We start from the raw sequence: 15,652 nt of genomic DNA on the forward strand, positions 1-15,652 counted from the left end.
GGCTGCGGCGAGCCTCCCCGCCTTCCGCGACGAACGCCGCTAACGTGCTCGGGTGAGCGAGCAGGCGGAGCAGGATCAACCGTCGATGCTGCGTACCCGCGCCCGCCGCGTGGCGCGCCGCGTGCCCGGCCTCTACGCCGTGTGCCGCCTCGTGCTCGAGACGCTGCGTCAGTGCATGAGCTACCGCGTCACCGGCCTCGCCTCCGAGGCGGGTTTCTTCGCGTTGCTGTCCTTCCCGCCGCTCGTCTACGGCCTGCTCGGCGTCATGGGCTACGTCGGCGGCGCCCTCGGAGGACGTGCCGTCGACGACATTGTCCGCTCGATCGAGCGCTACCTCGAGGGGATCCTGTCGGGGGAGGCGCTGCAGAACGTCGTCATGCCGACGCTGCACGACGCGCTCGAGGGCGGACGCCCCGACGTCGTCTCCATCGGCTTCCTGCTGTCGCTGTGGTCCGGTTCGCGGATGATCAACGTCATCGTCGACACCATCTCGATCATGTACGGCCAGGGCGGCGTGCGCGGCATCGTGCGCGCCCGTGCGCTGTCGGTGACGTTGTACTTCGTCTCGTTGCTGTTCATCGGCGCCGTGCTGCCACTCATCGTCATCGGCCCGGATCTGCTCGGACGCATGCTGCCGCCCGGTCTGCTGTTCCTGCTGACGCTGTACTGGCCCGTCGTCGGCGCCATCACGATCGTCGGGTTCGCGACGCTCTACTACATCGCGACACCTGTGCGCACGCCATGGGTGCGCGACCTGCCCGGCGCCGGATTCACCCTCATCGCCTGGGTCATCATCTCGCTGTTCCTGCGCAGTTGGTTGTCGGCGTCCGTCGGCGGCATCTCGATCTACGGCCCGCTGGCGGCAGCGATCATCGCGCTGATCTGGCTGTACTCGTTGTCGATCGCCGTGCTCATCGGTGCCGCGCTCAACAGTGCCGTCGCGCGGCTGTGGCCCGTCGCCGCCGCGCCCGTCGGAGTGCGTGCGCGGACGCGTGGGCTCATCGAGGAACAGGTGGCCAAGGTGCGTTCACGGGCGGGCGACGACGCCCCGTACGACCAGGAGAACGAGACGTCGGCCGGCGCCAGGCATGGGCGCCCGTACGGCGAGCGAGCTGCCGTGGTGGATCGTGGGGCGCGGCCCGACGGTGGCGTGGTGACGCAGGGCGAAGCCGCCGCCGAGTCTGCTCGCCCCGACGACATGGCGCAGCGTCGCAGCGCGTGACGCGGCGTCCGCGCCGCCCACGTTGCGCGTGAACGTGAGCATCGGTTAGTGTGTCCTCTCGTTGCAGCGCGACAGCGCCGTAGCAGGCGGACATAGCTCAGTTGGTAGAGCGCAACCTTGCCAAGGTTGAGGTCGCCGGTTCGAGCCCGGTTGTCCGCTCTGTGTCTTCTTGGACACGCACGGTGCGAACCGTGTTCGGTGGAGTGGCCGAGAGGCGAGGCAACGGCCTGCAAAGCCGTCTACACGGGTTCAAATCCCGTCTCCACCTCGGGCGATTGGCGCAGCGGTAGCGCGCTTCCTTGACACGGAAGAGGTCACTGGTTCAAACCCAGTATCGCCCACCAGAACCGAACACAGCCACGATGCTCCCACGGCCCGGCCGTCGGGAGCATCGTGGCTGTTCCGCTGCAGGCTGCCAGCTGCCGGCTGGGCGAGAGATCCCGGGCCGGTGTGCGGGGGACGCCGTGGGCACGGGGCCCGGCGGCCATCGCCCGGAAAAGCGTCATGGATGACGCGTTGTGGGGCAATGTCGAGCGGCGCAGGCGGGCGGCGGCCATCGACCGACGTGCAGCGGGCCGGCCGGCTTTCCTTGGTGCGGCTCATGTGCGCATGATGGCGTCATGACGAATGAATCGAACTTCGACCTCGGCCCCATGGACGGCTACGCGGATCAGGCCCAGGCCGCCGACGACGTCACGGGCGAGGCGTACGAGAACATGCTCGACCAGGGGTTCACGACGCCGGAGCGCGAGCCGAACGTCGAGCGCTGGGAGAACGAGCATGAGACCCTCGACGAGCGCCTCGAGGAGGAGGTGCCCGACGTCGACCCCGACTCGGCGTACGGCAACCCCGACGGCGTTCCGTCACCTGACGACGAGTTCGACGACACGCGCGTCGGCCGCGTCGTCGCCCCCGACGAGGGCCTGGCGGAGGATCGCGAATCCGAACTCCTCGCCGAGGACGACGGTTTCGCGGGTGGCGCCTCGAGCGCTGAAGAGGCTGCGCTGCACTTCACGGACGGTCGCGACGCGGCGGGTTTCGACGACGGCATCGTCGACGAGCCCGGCGCCTGATCGAGCGGACGCAGAGTGCGAGGCCGCCGGAGCGTCGCGGTGCGCCGCCGTCAGCGGGATCCGAGCGTGAGGATGAGGTCGGCCATGCGCTGAGGGCGGTCGAGCATGACGAAATGGCCGGATCGCTCGAGGACGGCCTTCCGCACGTCTGCATCGGCGGCGATTTCGCGCGCCTGGCGCAGCACGGCGCGCACCCAACGGGTTGGCGTGCGTCGCTGCAGGCGCCCGTTGGCGGCGACGACGAGCGTCGGCAACTGCGGCGTCAGCGGTGACGTCGTGCGCAGCGCATGCAGCTGACGAACGCAGGACGAATATGCCGACAATTCGTGAAGACAGGTCTCGAGCACGCTGATCGACGCCATCTCGTCGCGCAGGCCGGGGACCGATCGCGCGAGTGAACGACGCGCGGGCACCGTCAGCGTGAGAATCGTGGGGCCGCAGACCCGCCAGGCAGCGACGGCCGGGCGGCTTCGCAGGGCCGCCACCAGGAGTCGTGCGCGTCGGCCCGATCGAGGCGTCTCGGGCTCGGCGGAGCCGTCCTCGGCGAGTGACCCGTCGAGCAGGACGAGGGCCGCGGCCCGCTCCGGGGCCATGCGTGCCGCGGCTTCCGCCACGACAGCCCCGAATGACCGACGAATGTGACAGGGCCCGTCACGCCCAGCGCGTCGAGCGCGTTCAGCAGGTGCGCTGCGTCGTCCTCGAGCATGGTCGGCGCGCCGGCCGTCGCCTCGGGCCGGTCGGCGTCCGCGCGTTCGACATCGGGACGTGCGGCCGCGCCAGGGTGCTCGACATCAAGGCGTTCGGCGTCAAGGTGCCCGGTGGCAAGTCGCTCGTCGGCGGGACGTTCGACGACGATGACGCGATGGGTGGCCGACAAGCATTGCGCGACAGGCGCCCAGTCCCACACGAACGACGCGATGCCGGGGGAACAGGCGAGCGCGGGCCCGTCGCCTGCGTCGAGAACGCGCGTCGCGCGCCCGGCCACGCTGATCATCGGGAAGCGCGCCGCGAAACGGCTCAGCAGGGGAGGCCGAGGATGACTCGGGACGCCCAGCGGTGCCCGGCCCGGCGAGTCGACGCGGCCCGCACCGTGGCGGCGCACCACGTCCGCACGGCGACGCGTTCGCGACGGCGGGTCGAGACGTGACCGACGGCCGCTGCGGCGTCGTGGTCGAGGCGCAGCCCCCGCCACACGATGCGCAGGCGGGCGTAGGACAGCGCGGAGATGACGACGAGCAGCACTCCCGAGAGGCCGTCGGTGGTGCGCAGGAGCGTCGCGGCTGGGCGTCCGGAGACGAAGTACGCCGAGGCGTACGACGGTCCACGGATGCAGCTGCGGATCGAGCGGCGGCGCGATGAGCCAGGTCAAGTACGCACGGCCGTGATGAGGCACAGTCGGCGTGAAGCCAGCGACATCCGTCGTCGCGATCGCGCACTCGTCGATCGGCGTGGGCGGGCCGCCGATCCCCGTCGACGCCATCGCTGCAGCCCATCGAGGGAGCGTCGGCGCGCAGGTCTGATCCTCGGATTCCGCGCGGGCGACCAGCGGACCGGCCGTCGGGCCGGACTCGAAGCGCCCGTCGTACCGGCCGTCGGGCCAACCTTGATCCGCCCGGATGCACCCCGGAGGCACGCACACGGGCAGTCCGCCGTCGACCCGGCCATGCCGATTTGGTGAACGCGCGATGAACCGGGTAACGTTCTCGTCGTTGCCGAGGGCGGAAAGCCCGAGGAAACAGGCGGACATAGCTCAGTTGGTAGAGCGCAACCTTGCCAAGGTTGAGGTCGCCGGTTCGAGCCCGGTTGTCCGCTCCATTCCCATATCTGGGGCGATTGGCGCAGCGGTAGCGCGCTTCCTTGACACGGAAGAGGTCACTGGTTCAAACCCAGTATCGCCCACCATCACATCAAGGCCTTCGGCGTGTCGCCGGAGGCCTTGATGCACATTCGGCCAAGACTGATCGAGACTCGCTCTCGCAGGAACCGTCTCCCTCAGGCAAGGGCCGAGCACGCAGCGTCCGTGACCGCCGCACGATCCAAGGGGAGCGCATGAGCGCCGAAGCCACGCACCGACCAGGAATCGCCCAGTGGACGACGTGGGCTCCGATCCTCGGAGCCGTCGTCCTCGCGGCCACATGGGAACGCAGCCTGCCGGGCGTCGTCGCCGTCCTCGTCACCGCGGCGTTGTTCGGAGCTGTTCTCGCCGCCGTCCACCACGCCGAGGTCATCGCCGCGAAGGTGGGCGAGCCGCTGGGGTCGATCGTCCTCGCGGTCGCCGTCACCGTCATCGAGGTGGGGCTTATCGTCACCCTCATGGCCTCCGGCAAGGACGGCGTCGAGACGCTTGCGCGCGACACGGTGTTCGCGGCGCTCATGATCACGATCAACGGCATCGCCGGTCTGTGCATCTTCCTCGGCGCGGGGCGCCGCGGCTTGGCACGCTTCAACCCGGAAGGGTCGGCGGCCGCGCTGGCGGGCGTCGTCACCGTCGCGGGGCTGTGCCTCGTGCTGCCGACGTTCACCTCGGCCCGCAGCGGGCCGGAGTTCTCGCCGTCGCAGCTCGCGTTCGCCGCGATCAGCTCGATCGGTGTGTACGCGATGTTCGTCCTCACCCAGACGGTGCGTCACCGCGACTTCTTCGTGCCCGTCGACCGCGCCGGCAAGCCGCTCGACGACGAGGGAGACGAGGACGCCCACGGCCCGGCCCCGTCGACGCGCGCCGCGCTCGTCAGCCTGGGCCTGCTCGTCGTGGCGCTCGTCGCTGTCGTCGGTCTGGCGAAGGTGCTGTCGCCGTCGATCGAACAGGCCGTCGACGCCGCGGGCTTCCCTCAGAGCTTCGTCGGCGTCGTCATCGCCCTCGTCGTGCTGCTGCCGGAGACGCTCGCCGCCGCGAAGTACGCGCGCGCTGGACGCGTTCAGAACAGCCTCAATCTCGCGTACGGCTCGGCGATGGCGAGCATCGGCCTGACGATCCCGACGCTCGCGGCGCTGTCGCCGTTCCTGTCGTCACCGCTCGAACTGGGCCTCGGCAGCATGCACATCGTGCTGCTCGTGCTCAGCCTCGTCGTCGGCATCCTGACGATCGTCCAGGGCCGCGCGACGCGGTTCTCCGGGTGGATCCTGCTCGTGCTGCTGTTCGCGTACGTTTTCCTCGCCGCGAATCCGTGACCCGCGTCGGGATAGCGCGCGACGGCGTGCGTCCTCGGTAGGTCGCCACGTGGCCGGGCTCATCCGCTGCGGCGCATCCGCCTGCGCGTGACGCGGCCGGACTACTGTGGCCTCTCGTGATCGACGCTCTCGCCGCCAGCACGGATCGTGCGCTCTTTCGCGACGTCACGGCGTGGGACGTCGAGGCGGTGACGTCGGATCCAGACGATCTCGAGCACGGTTTCCACGTCGTCGTGCAGATGTTCGAGGGCGAGCTGCTGGCCGCGCGCATGCGATCGGTGGTGTGGCACCCGACGCAGCCGTGGCGGGGGAGTGCGGCCCTGGCCGAGCCGCAGTCAAGGCCCGCGGAACGTGACGTCGAATGGCGATCGTCGCTGTCGCGCGACGCCTACTGCGACGGCGTCGAACGGATCCGCGAGCACATCGCGGCCGGCGACGTGTACCAGGTGAACCTCTGTCGGACGCTGACGACGGACGCCGCGCTCGACCTCGACGTCCTGTTCCGCGGCGTGCTCGCCCACAACCCGGCGCGTCACGCCGCGCGTATCGACATCGCGGGCCTGCCGCAGATCGTCAGCGCCTCGCCGGAGATGTACCTGGCGCGCGAGGGCGCCGTCATCAGTTCCGCGCCGATCAAGGGCACGTCGACGTGTCCGGAGACGATGCTCGCGAAGGACGTGACGGAGAACGTCATGATCACCGACCTCGTGCGCAACGACCTGCAACGTGTCTGTGTGCCCGGTTCGGTGCGCGTCGATCCGCTGCTCGAGATGCAACAGCACCCCGGCCTCGTCCACCTCGTCTCGACGGTGTGGGGCGAGGTCTGTGACGACGTGACGTGGGCGCGGCTGCTCAGCGCGACGGGGCCGCCCGGCTCGGTGTCGGGCACCCCCAAACGGCGGGCTCTCGACGTCATCGAATCACTCGAGGTGGGGGCGCGCGGGCCGTACTGCGGCGCCATCGGGTGGATCGACGCCGATCGGGGCGCCGCGGAGCTGGCCGTCGGCATCCGTACGTTCTGGCAGAAACCCGCCGGGGGTGGGGCTGCGGCCGCGAACGGGCACGGGATATCGTCTCCGTCGACCCACTTCGGGGTGGGCGCCGGGATCACGTGGGATTCGGTGCCTACGGCAGAATGGGATGAGACCGAACTGAAGGCACATCGCCTGCTCGCCATCGCGCGGGGCGCGGCACTGGAGGAGACACCATGAGCATCCGGATCTGGGTCGACGGTCGCCGCGTCGACGAGGGCGCGGCCATCTCACCGATCGACCACGGCATCACCGTCGGCGACGGCGTGTTCGAGACCGCCAAGATCGACGGCGGCCGCGTGTTCGCGTTGTCGCGTCATCATGATCGGATGGATCGCAGCCTCGCCGGCCTCGGCCTGCCGAAGCTCGATCGCGACCGCATCGACGAGGGCGTCAAGGCCGTGCTCGAGGGTGAGCACATCGACTTCGGGCGCCTGCGCTACACCGTGACCGGCGGCGTCGGCCCACTTGGTTCGGATCGCGGCGACGCCCCGCAGACGTACATCGTGACGGCGGGCGCCGTGCCGCGACCCGCGCCGACGACGAAGGTCGCGACGGTGCGCTGGACGCGCAACGAGAACTCGGCCGTCGCCGGGTTGAAGACGACGTCGTACGCGGAGAACGTCGTCGCGCTCGCCGCGGCGAAGGAGGCCGGCGCGAGCGAGGCGATCTTCTCGAACACGCTCGGCAACCTGTGCGAGGGCACCGGCTCGAATATCTTCGTCGTGCTCGGTGAGCGCGTCGTCACGCCGCCGCTCGAGGACGGCCCGCTCGCCGGCATCACGCGCGCGCTGACGATCGAGTGGGCGCGCGAGGCCGGCGTCGAGATCGCCGAGGAACACCTGAGCTTCGACGTGCTCGACGAATGCGACGAGGCGTTCGTCACCTCCTCGACACGCGACGTGCAGGGCGTGCACGCCATCAACGACCGGGCGCTGTGCGACGAGGGCACCCCCGGACCCATGACCTCGCGCATCGCGGCGATCTTCGCCGAGCGTCAGGGCGAGCTGCTCGGCTGACGGCGTGTTCCCGTCGGGTGTGCCTCGGCGCGGGGTCCCCTCGACACGGGACGGCGCGATGTCGTGGCGGTTGATGTGGGTTGACGTCGGTTCACGCCCGGCCGTGAAGTCTCCCGCGCGCGGCGTTGGAATGGTCGGCTCAGGCGCCCCCCGTTAGGCTTGGCTGTCATGAGCTCGACGACCTCCGCCCGCGACGCTGATTCCCGCGATTCTCGAGAGCCCGGGCAGGGCGAGGAGCACGACTGGGAGTGGCGTCGACGCATCCGCGCCAACCCGAAGAGCGCGCGACTGTACCGCATCGGCGTCGGTGTGCTCGGCGCAATCGTCGTCATCGTGGGCATCGTGCTGCTGCCGTTTCCGGGGCCGGGCTGGCTCGTCATCTTCCTCGGCCTCGGCATCTGGGCGAGCGAGTTCGAGCGCGCGCAGCGGCTGCTCGGCTGGGTACGCGCGAAGGTGCAAGCGTGGTGGGACTGGCTCGAACGCAAGGGCTGGTGGGCGCAGGCGCTGGCCGGTCTCGCGACGTTCGCGCTCGTTGTCGCGATCTTCTGGGCGATGTTCGCGGTGTCCGGGGTGCCGGGATGGTTGCCGGACTTCGCCGAGAACTGGCTCGACGACGTGCCGGGGCTCAGCGGCTGACGCACCGGCCCGTTTGGTGTTCATCGACGCCGTGGGCTAGTGTTTCCCGCGCACCACACGGATGTATAGCTCAGTTGGTTAGAGCGTTCGCTTCACACGCGAGAGGTCAGGGGTTCGAGTCCCTTTACATCCACCATCAGGACGCGGAATCATTGGATTCCGCGTTTTTTGCGTCCCGCGGACACCGCTGGGCCACCGATGGAAGGAGCGCCCATGCCCGTCCTGCTCGCCGCCGTCACCGACTCGCACCTCGACGTCGACGCCCACGCGCGCGCCGTCGACGACGCACGTCAGGGCGCGTGCGTGACGTTCGTCGGGACGGTACGCAACCACGACCCGGAGGCTGACGGCGAGGTCGTCGCGCTCGATTACACCGCGCACCCGAGCGCCGCGGCGACGTTGCGCGAGGTGGCGGAGGCCGTCGTCACGCAGCTGGATCCGGACGGTGAGACACGCGTGGCGGTCACCCACCGCATCGGACGTGTCGCGGTGGGGGAGAGCGCCATCGTCGCCGCCGTCAGCTCCCCGCATCGCGCGCTGGCGTTCACGGTGTGCGGCGAACTGGTCGACCGCATCAAGCACGACGTCCCGCTGTGGAAACAGCAACACCTGCGCGACGGCAGCGCGGTGTGGTCCGGGCTGCCGTCATGATCGACCTGCCGACACCCCGCGTGCGCCGTGCCCTGCGCGGCGAACTCTCCACCGCTGCAGGCGTTTCGGATGACGGTCCGCTCGTCGACTCGTTCGGGCGGGTGCATCGTGACCTACGCATCTCGCTGACCGACAAGTGCAATCTGCGTTGCACCTACTGCATGCCCGCCGAGGGTGTGCCGCTCGCGCCGCGCGACACGTTGTTGGCGAGCGACGAGATCGTCACGGTGGCTCGCATCGCCGTCGAGGCCGGCATCGACGAGATCCGCCTCACGGGCGGCGAACCGCTGCTGCGCCCCGACATCGTCGACCTCGTCGAACGCCTGGCGGCACTCGAGGGGCCGGGTGGGCGCCCCGAGTTGTCGATGACGACGAACGCCGTTCGGCTCGCGCAGTTGGCGAAACCGTTGCGCGACGCGGGCCTGGCGCGACTCAACGTCAGCCTCGACACGCTCTCGCCCTCGCGTTTCGCGACCATGACCCGTCGGGATCGACTCGACGACGTCATGACCGGTCTCGACGCGGCGCGCTGCGCCGGTTTCGCGCCGATCAAGATCAACACGGTGCTGCTGCGCGGCGTCAACGACGACGAGGCGCCCGCACTGCTCGCCTGGGCCCTCGCTGAGGGGCACGAACTGCGTTTCATCGAACAGATGCCGCTCGACGGCGGGCACGTGTGGAACCGCGCCGAGATGGTGACAGCTGCCGAGACGCTCGCCCTGCTGCGTCGCACGCACTCACTGGACGCGCTGCCCGGACGCGGCGCCGCCCCGGCCGAGCTGTACGAGGTCGACGGAGGCCCGGGCCGCGTCGGCATCATTGCGAGCGTGACGATGCCGTTCTGCGGCGCGTGCGACCGGCTGCGGCTCACCTCCGACGGCCAGCTGCGCTCGTGCCTGTTCGCGCGCGGCGAGACCGACGTGCGCTCGGTGCTGCGCAGCGGTGGCACGGACGCCGATGTCCGCGCCCGCATCCGAGCCTGCCTCGCCGGCAAGCAACCCGGCCACGGCATCGACGAACCCGGATTCCTCCAGCCGCCGCGGCCGATGAGCGCCATCGGCGGCTGAGCGATCGATGGCGTGCCTAGGTCGGGCAGTCGGGTCGGTGCACACGTCGATGCCAGGCTCGCGCTGCGGGGCGCCGGCGCGTCGTCCCGCCGCCCCAGGCCTGCCGACTGAGTAGTTATGCACTGTTTTGGCATAACTACTCAGTCGGGGTATTCTGAAGGCATGTCCAAGGTCTTGACTTCCCTGCCCGTCGGCGAACGCGTCGGCATCGCCTTCTCCGGTGGCCTCGACACCTCCGTGGCCGTCGCCTGGATGCGCGACAAGGGCGCCGTCCCCTGCACCTACACCGCCGACCTCGGCCAGTACGACGAGGACGACATCGAAGGCATCCCGGGCCGTGCCGGCCAGTACGGCGCCGAACTGTCGCGTCTCGTCGACTGCAAGAAGGCGCTCGTCGAGGAGGGTCTCGCCGCCATTGCGTGCGGCGCGTTCCACATCCGCTCCGGCGGGCGCACGTACTTCAACACGACGCCGCTGGGTCGCGCCGTCACCGGCACGCTGCTCGTGCGCGCCATGCAGGCCGACGGTGTGTCGATCTGGGGCGACGGCTCGACGTTCAAGGGCAACGACATCGAGCGTTTCTACCGCTACGGTCTGCTCGCCAACCCGGGCCTGCGCATCTACAAGCCGTGGCTCGACGCCGACTTCGTCAGCGAACTGGGTGGGCGCCAGGAGATGTCCGAATGGCTGACGGCGCACGATCTGCCCTACCGCGACTCGGCCGAGAAGGCCTACTCGACGGACGCCAACATCCTCGGCGCGACGCACGAGGCGAAGACGCTCGAGCACCTCGACGAGTCGATGGAGATCGTCAAGCCGATCATGGGCGTCGCCTACTGGGACGACGCGGTGAAGATCGACACCGAGGACGTCGTCATCCGCTTCGAATCGGGGCTGCCCGTCGCGATCAACGGTGACGACTTCGGCGGCGACGTCGTCGCCCTGTTCCAGGAGGCCAACGCCGTCGGCGGACGCCACGGGCTCGGCATGAGCGACCAGATCGAGAACCGCATCATCGAGGCCAAGTCGCGCGGCATCTACGAGGCGCCCGGCATGGCGCTGCTGTTCATCGCCTACGAACGGCTGCTCAACGCCGTCCACAACGAGGACACCATCGCCGCGTACCACAACGACGGACGGCGCCTCGGGCGGCTGCTGTACGAAGGACGCTGGTTCGACCCGCAGTCGCTCATGATCCGCGAGGGTCTGCTGCGTTGGGTGGCGTCCGCCGTCACGGGTGAGGTGACGCTGCGCCTTCGTCGCGGCGAGGATTACTCGATCGTCGACACCCAGGGCGACAACTTCTCCTACCACCCCGACAAGCTGTCCATGGAGCGCACCGAGAACGCCGCATTCGGCCCCGTCGACCGCATCGGGCAACTGACGATGCGCAACCTCGACATCGCCGACACGCGTGGCAAGCTCGAGTTCTACGCCGCACGCGGCGGGCTGGGCAAGGCGCAGACCGACCTCGTCGGCCAGCTCGAGCCCGGTGGCGCGCAGCAGATCGCGTCGAACCCGAACGTCGACGCCGACGCTCTCGCACTCGACGAAGCGGCGATGGAGTTCGGCACCGACTGACCTGCCGAGACGTCGGCGCCGATCGACCAGGACATCGGCGCTGATCGACCAAGACCTCGGCATCGGTCGAGGAAGGTTGCACGCTCGGCGCGATCGAGGAGGCCGCCCACTGGATGGTGGGCGGCCTCGTCGCGTCCGGACGGCAATGTGGTCGTCGGCTGGACACGGCGCCGTCGACGACCGTCACCCAGGTTGGTAGTGGCGGCCGAACCTCGCGAGTGTGGACGCCGGTCGCCGAGGTGTAGAGGAATCGCGAATGTGGACGCAAATCGCAGATGAGTACGGGCCCCTGACCCACCTGCGATTTTCGTCCACATCGGCGATCTACGTCCACATTCGTAGGAGATCCTCAGCAACGCCCGCCTCGCATCACCGCGGGCGACCAACGTCACGCCTGGGTGGTGCCGGCGGCTCGGCGTGGGGTGGTCGGGGCACCCGGTAGCCTTGGCCGCACGGGCCGTGCCATTCGTACGTGTGCGGCCGAGTCTGCACGTCACGAACAAGGAGCACAGCCGTGTCCGAGAACATCACCCTGACCGTCAACGGCGAACCACGCGAGGTCGAGCAGGGCACGACGGGCGCGGACCTGTTCGGCGGCGACAAGGCCGTCCTCGTCATGCGCATCGACGGTGAACTGCGCGACCTGTTCCGCGAGATCCCGGACGGCGCGTCCGTCGAGCCCGTCACCGCGCAGGACCCCGAGGGCCTCGCCGTCCTGCGTCACTCCGCGGCCCACGTGCTCGCGCAGGCGGTGCAGCAGATCAACCCGAGCGCGAAGCTCGGCATCGGCCCGCCCGTCACCGACGGTTTCTACTACGACTTCGACGTCGCCGAGGCGTTCACGCCCGACGACCTCAAGAAGCTCGAGAAGGCGATGCAGAGGATCGTCAACGAGGGCCAGACGTTCAACCGCCGCGTCATCACCGACGCCGAGGGCCTCGAAGAACTCGCGCACGAGCCCTACAAGTGCGAGCTCATCGGCCTCAAGGGCAACGCTGCGAATGCGGCCGAGGGCGCGGAGGCCGAGGTCGGTGGCGGTGAGCTGACGATCTACGACAACGTCCGCCGCGACGGCACCGTCGCCTGGGGCGACCTGTGCCGCGGCCCGCACGTGCCGTCGACGAAGGTGCTCGGCAACGCGTTCAAGCTCATGCGTTCGGCCGCCGCGTACTGGCGCGGCAGCGAGAAGAACCCGCAGCTGCAGCGCATCTACGGCACTGCGTGGCCGACGAAGGACGAGCTGAAGGCCTACCTCGAGCGCCTCGCCGAGGCCGAGAAGCGCGACCACCGCAAGCTCGGCGCCGAGCTCGACCTGTTCAGCTTCCCCGAGAACATCGGCCCCGGCCTGCCCGTGTTCCACCCCAAGGGCGGCATCATCAAGCGTGAGATGGAGGACTACGTCCGCCGCCGTCACATCGAGGAGGGCTTCTCCTACGTCGGCACGCCGCACATTGCGAAGGAAGACCTCTTCTACACCTCGGGTCACCTGCCGTACTACGCGGACGGGATGTTCCCGCCCCTCGACGTCGACGGGCAGAACTACCGCCTCAAGGCGATGAACTGCCCGATGCACAACGAGATCTTCCGTTCGCGTGGGCGCTCCTACCGTGAGCTGCCGCTGCGCTTCTTCGAGTTCGGCACGGTGTACCGCGACGAGAAGTCGGGCGTGCTCTCCGGTCTGACGCGCGTGCGCATGATCACCCAGGACGACTCGCACAGCTACGTCACGCCCGAACAGGCGCCGGGGGAGATCAAGCACCTGCTCGACTTCATCCTCGGCCTACTGCGCGACTTCGGCATGAACGACTTCTACCTCGAGCTCTCGACGCGCGACGTCGACGGCGACAAGAAGGACAAGTTCATCGGCACCGACGAACAGTGGGACATCGCGACGAAGGTGCTGTCGGACGTCGCGCTCGAGTCCGGCCTCGAGCTCGTGCCGGACCCGGGCGGTGCCGCGTTCTACGGCCCGAAGATCTCCGTGCAGGCGCGCGACGCCATCGGCCGTACCTGGCAGATGTCGACGATCCAGTACGACTTCAACCAGCCCGCTCGTTTCGGCCTCGAGTACCAGGCGGCGGACGGTTCGCGTCAGCAGCCCGTCATGATCCACTCGGCGAAGTTCGGCTCGATCGAACGCTTCCTCGGCGTGCTCGTCGAGCACTACGCGGGCGCGTTCCCGGCGTGGCTCGCGCCGGTTCAGGTGCTCGCCGTGCCCGTCGCGGAGGAGTACTACGACTACCTGCAGGACGTCGCGACGAAGCTGCGCGAGGCCGGCGTGCGTGTCGAGGTCGACATGAGCGACGACCGCTTCCCGAAGAAGATCCGCAACGCGTCCAAGTCGAAGGCGCCGTTCATCCTGATCGCCGGTGAGGAGGACCGCGACAACGGCGCCGTCTCGTTCCGTTTCCGCGACGGGTCGCAGAAGAACGGCGTGCCGGTGGCCGACGCGATCGCCGAGATCACCCGCGTCATCACCGAACGTCAGAACACCGACCCGACGGCCGGCTGACTCCTGCCTCGACGACGACGCGCGCCCCCGAACCTCGCGGTTCGGGGGCGCGCTCGTGTGTTGGCATGTGCACCCGAGGGCCGGCGTTCGACACGGCCGGATGACCACGCTCGGGGTACGAAACCCGGCTGCGTCACCCGTCGCGGGGACCCACCTCAGCGCATGGTCATTTCGCTGCGGCGAAGCCCTTCTCGAGGTCGGCGATGATGTCGGCGGAGTTCTCGATGCCGACGCTCAACCGCACGAGGCCGGGCGTCACGCCGGCGCCGCGGCGGTCCTCGTCGCTGCCCTGGGAGTGCGTCGTCGACGCAGGATGGATGGCGAGGGAACGGACGTCACCGATGTTCGCGACGTGCGAGTGCAGTTCGAGGGCGTCGACGAACTTCTTGCCCGCCTCGACGCCACCGGCGATCTCGAACGACAGCACGGCGCCGGAGCCGGCGGGCAGGTAGCGGTCGGCGAGTTCCTTGTAGGGGCTCGACGGGTCGGAGGCGTAGAACAACGCTTCGACCTGCGGCTGCGACTTCAGGAACTCGACGACCTTCTTCGCGTTCTCCACGTGTCGCTCCACACGCAGCGACAACGTCTCGAGGCCTTGCGCGATGAGGAACGCGTTGAACGGGGAGACGGCCGCGCCGAGGTCGCGCAGCAGTTCGACGCGCGCCTTGAGGATGAAGGCGAGGTTCGCGCCGAGCGGCGATCCGACGCCGAGGTCGCGGGCGAACACGAGACCGTGGTAGCTCTCGGACGGCTCGTTGAACTGCGGGAACTTCGCCGGGTCGGCGGCGTAGTCGAACGTCCCGGCGTCGACGAGCACGCCGGCGATCGACGTCCCGTGCCCCCCGAGGTACTTCGTCGCGGAGTGGATGACGACGTCCGCGCCATGCTCGATCGGGCGCAGCAGGTACGGCGTCGCGACGGTGTTGTCGACGAACAGCGGCACCCCGGCGTCATGCGCGACGTCGGCGAGGCCGCGCACGTCGAGCACCTTCTGGTCGGGGTTGCTCAGCGTCTCGCCGAACAGCAGCTTCGTGTTGTCGCGGATGGCGCCGCGCCACTCGTCGAGATCGTTGATGTTGTCGATGAACGTCGTCTCGACGCCAAGCCGCTTGAGCGTGTACTTGAGCAGGTTGTACGTGCCGCCGTACAGCGCGGACGACGCGACGATGTGGTCGCCGGCCTGCGCGACGTTGAGGATGGCGAACGTCGTCGCCGCCTGACCCGACGCGAGCAGCAACGCCCCGACGCCGCCCTCCAGCGCGGCGATGCGGTCTTCGACCGCCTGCGCCGTCGGGTTGCCGATGCGCGTGTAGATGGGGCCGAGATCCGACAGGCCGAAGCGGTTGGCCGCGGTCTCGGCGGAGTCGAAGACGAACGACGTCGTCTGGTAGATCGGCAGCGCCCGGGCGCCGGTGTCGCCGTCGACGTTCTGGCCGACGTGGATCTGCTTGGTCTCGAAGGCCCAGTTCTCGGAGCTCATGATGATGTCCCTCTCGAGGAGTGCGTGGACGCACGGGCGGCGCACCGTACGTGTGGTGCCCGAAGGGGAATCCCTCCGCGCTTGCCCGGACGCGCTCGGCGCCGGGCCAGGTCGTCACCCGGAGCACCCCGCCGCGGTGGGAGGGTTGCCGGCCAGCAAACCGGGGTTTGACGCTGGCGCTCGTGACCTGCGGCCACTCTAGGCCGGGTGGT

At 69.2% G+C, this 15,652-nt stretch carries 13 protein-coding genes, 6 tRNA genes and 1 riboswitch; of the genes, 16 read left to right on the forward strand and 3 right to left on the reverse strand.

Going from position 1 to position 15,652, the window contains the following annotated elements; translation table 11 throughout:
- The first annotated feature begins 52 nt into the window (after window positions 1-52).
- From ABH936_RS01405 to ABH936_RS01425, 5 genes are all read left to right on the forward strand, one after another.
- The gene (locus ABH936_RS01405; protein WP_404602242.1) at window positions 53-1,222 is read left to right on the forward strand and encodes a YihY/virulence factor BrkB family protein; all 1,170 of its coding nucleotides are present in this window, start codon (window positions 53-55) and stop codon (window positions 1,220-1,222) included.
- A gap of 86 nt (window positions 1,223-1,308) precedes the next feature.
- Window positions 1,309-1,381, forward strand: a tRNA-Gly gene (locus ABH936_RS01410).
- Window positions 1,382-1,419: 38 nt separating this feature from the next.
- Window positions 1,420-1,490: transfer RNA gene (locus ABH936_RS01415), tRNA-Cys, on the forward strand.
- Window position 1,491: 1 nt separating this feature from the next.
- Window positions 1,492-1,566: transfer RNA gene (locus ABH936_RS01420), tRNA-Val, on the forward strand.
- A gap of 276 nt (window positions 1,567-1,842) precedes the next feature.
- Window positions 1,843-2,295 (forward strand): DUF5709 domain-containing protein, encoded by a 453-nt coding sequence (locus tag ABH936_RS01425; protein ID WP_404602246.1) that lies wholly within the window; start codon window positions 1,843-1,845, stop codon window positions 2,293-2,295.
- A gap of 50 nt (window positions 2,296-2,345) precedes the next feature.
- Here the strand turns inward: ABH936_RS01425 and ABH936_RS01430 are convergent, their stop codons facing one another.
- The gene (locus tag ABH936_RS01430) at window positions 2,346-2,888 is read right to left on the reverse strand and encodes an alpha/beta fold hydrolase (protein WP_404602248.1); all 543 of its coding nucleotides are present in this window, start codon (window positions 2,886-2,888) and stop codon (window positions 2,346-2,348) included.
- A gap of 424 nt (window positions 2,889-3,312) precedes the next feature.
- Window positions 3,313-3,537, reverse strand: coding sequence for a hypothetical protein (locus tag ABH936_RS01435; RefSeq protein WP_404602250.1), 225 nt, complete (start codon window positions 3,535-3,537; stop codon window positions 3,313-3,315).
- A gap of 497 nt (window positions 3,538-4,034) precedes the next feature.
- Here ABH936_RS01435 and ABH936_RS01440 point away from each other — a divergent pair.
- The 11 genes from ABH936_RS01440 (at window position 4,035) to thrS (ending at window position 13,960) form a co-directional block, all read left to right on the forward strand.
- Window positions 4,035-4,110, forward strand: a tRNA-Gly gene (locus ABH936_RS01440).
- Window positions 4,111-4,122: 12 nt separating this feature from the next.
- Window positions 4,123-4,197 (forward strand) — tRNA-Val (locus tag ABH936_RS01445).
- A 147-nt stretch (window positions 4,198-4,344) separates the two neighbouring features.
- Window positions 4,345-5,463, forward strand: a complete 1,119-nt coding sequence (locus tag ABH936_RS01450) for a calcium:proton antiporter (RefSeq protein WP_404602252.1) — start codon at window positions 4,345-4,347, stop codon at window positions 5,461-5,463.
- A 116-nt stretch (window positions 5,464-5,579) separates the two neighbouring features.
- Window positions 5,580-6,674 carry a chorismate-binding protein gene (locus ABH936_RS01455; protein ID WP_404602254.1) on the forward strand — a complete coding sequence of 365 codons (1,095 nt, stop codon included), beginning with the start codon at window positions 5,580-5,582 and terminating at the stop codon, window positions 6,672-6,674.
- Window positions 6,671-7,513: an aminotransferase class IV gene (locus ABH936_RS01460; protein WP_259879796.1), complete on the forward strand. Its 843-nt coding sequence runs from the start codon at window positions 6,671-6,673 to the stop codon at window positions 7,511-7,513. Before ABH936_RS01455 ends, ABH936_RS01460 begins: the two co-directional genes overlap by 4 nt.
- Before the next feature lie 168 nt (window positions 7,514-7,681).
- Window positions 7,682-8,149, forward strand: a complete 468-nt coding sequence (locus tag ABH936_RS01465) for a TIGR02611 family protein (RefSeq protein ID WP_074045398.1) — start codon at window positions 7,682-7,684, stop codon at window positions 8,147-8,149.
- Between the two features lie 59 nt (window positions 8,150-8,208).
- Window positions 8,209-8,285, forward strand: a tRNA-Val gene (locus ABH936_RS01470).
- A 77-nt stretch (window positions 8,286-8,362) separates the two neighbouring features.
- Window positions 8,363-8,800 carry a molybdenum cofactor biosynthesis protein MoaE gene (locus tag ABH936_RS01475; RefSeq protein WP_404602257.1) on the forward strand — a complete coding sequence of 146 codons (438 nt, stop codon included), beginning with the start codon at window positions 8,363-8,365 and terminating at the stop codon, window positions 8,798-8,800.
- Window positions 8,797-9,867, forward strand: a complete 1,071-nt coding sequence (moaA, locus tag ABH936_RS01480) for a GTP 3',8-cyclase MoaA (protein ID WP_404602259.1) — start codon at window positions 8,797-8,799, stop codon at window positions 9,865-9,867. The genes ABH936_RS01475 and moaA overlap by 4 nt, the downstream gene beginning before the upstream one ends.
- 162 nt (window positions 9,868-10,029) lie before the next feature.
- Complete coding sequence (gene argG, locus ABH936_RS01485) at window positions 10,030-11,448, forward strand: argininosuccinate synthase (protein ID WP_006944507.1); 1,419 nt, start codon at window positions 10,030-10,032, stop codon at window positions 11,446-11,448.
- Between the two features lie 514 nt (window positions 11,449-11,962).
- The gene (gene thrS / locus ABH936_RS01490; RefSeq protein ID WP_404602262.1) at window positions 11,963-13,960 is read left to right on the forward strand and encodes a threonine--tRNA ligase; all 1,998 of its coding nucleotides are present in this window, start codon (window positions 11,963-11,965) and stop codon (window positions 13,958-13,960) included.
- Between the two features lie 166 nt (window positions 13,961-14,126).
- Here the strand turns inward: thrS and ABH936_RS01495 are convergent, their stop codons facing one another.
- The gene (locus ABH936_RS01495) at window positions 14,127-15,440 is read right to left on the reverse strand and encodes a bifunctional o-acetylhomoserine/o-acetylserine sulfhydrylase (protein WP_404602264.1); all 1,314 of its coding nucleotides are present in this window, start codon (window positions 15,438-15,440) and stop codon (window positions 14,127-14,129) included.
- Between the two features lie 72 nt (window positions 15,441-15,512).
- Window positions 15,513-15,628, reverse strand: a riboswitch (SAM riboswitch).
- Window positions 15,629-15,652 lie beyond the last annotated feature (24 nt).

This window comes from Dermacoccus sp. GAS27A (assembly GCF_044909235.1).
Taxonomy (GTDB): Bacteria; Actinomycetota; Actinomycetes; order Actinomycetales; family Dermatophilaceae; genus Dermacoccus; species Dermacoccus nishinomiyaensis.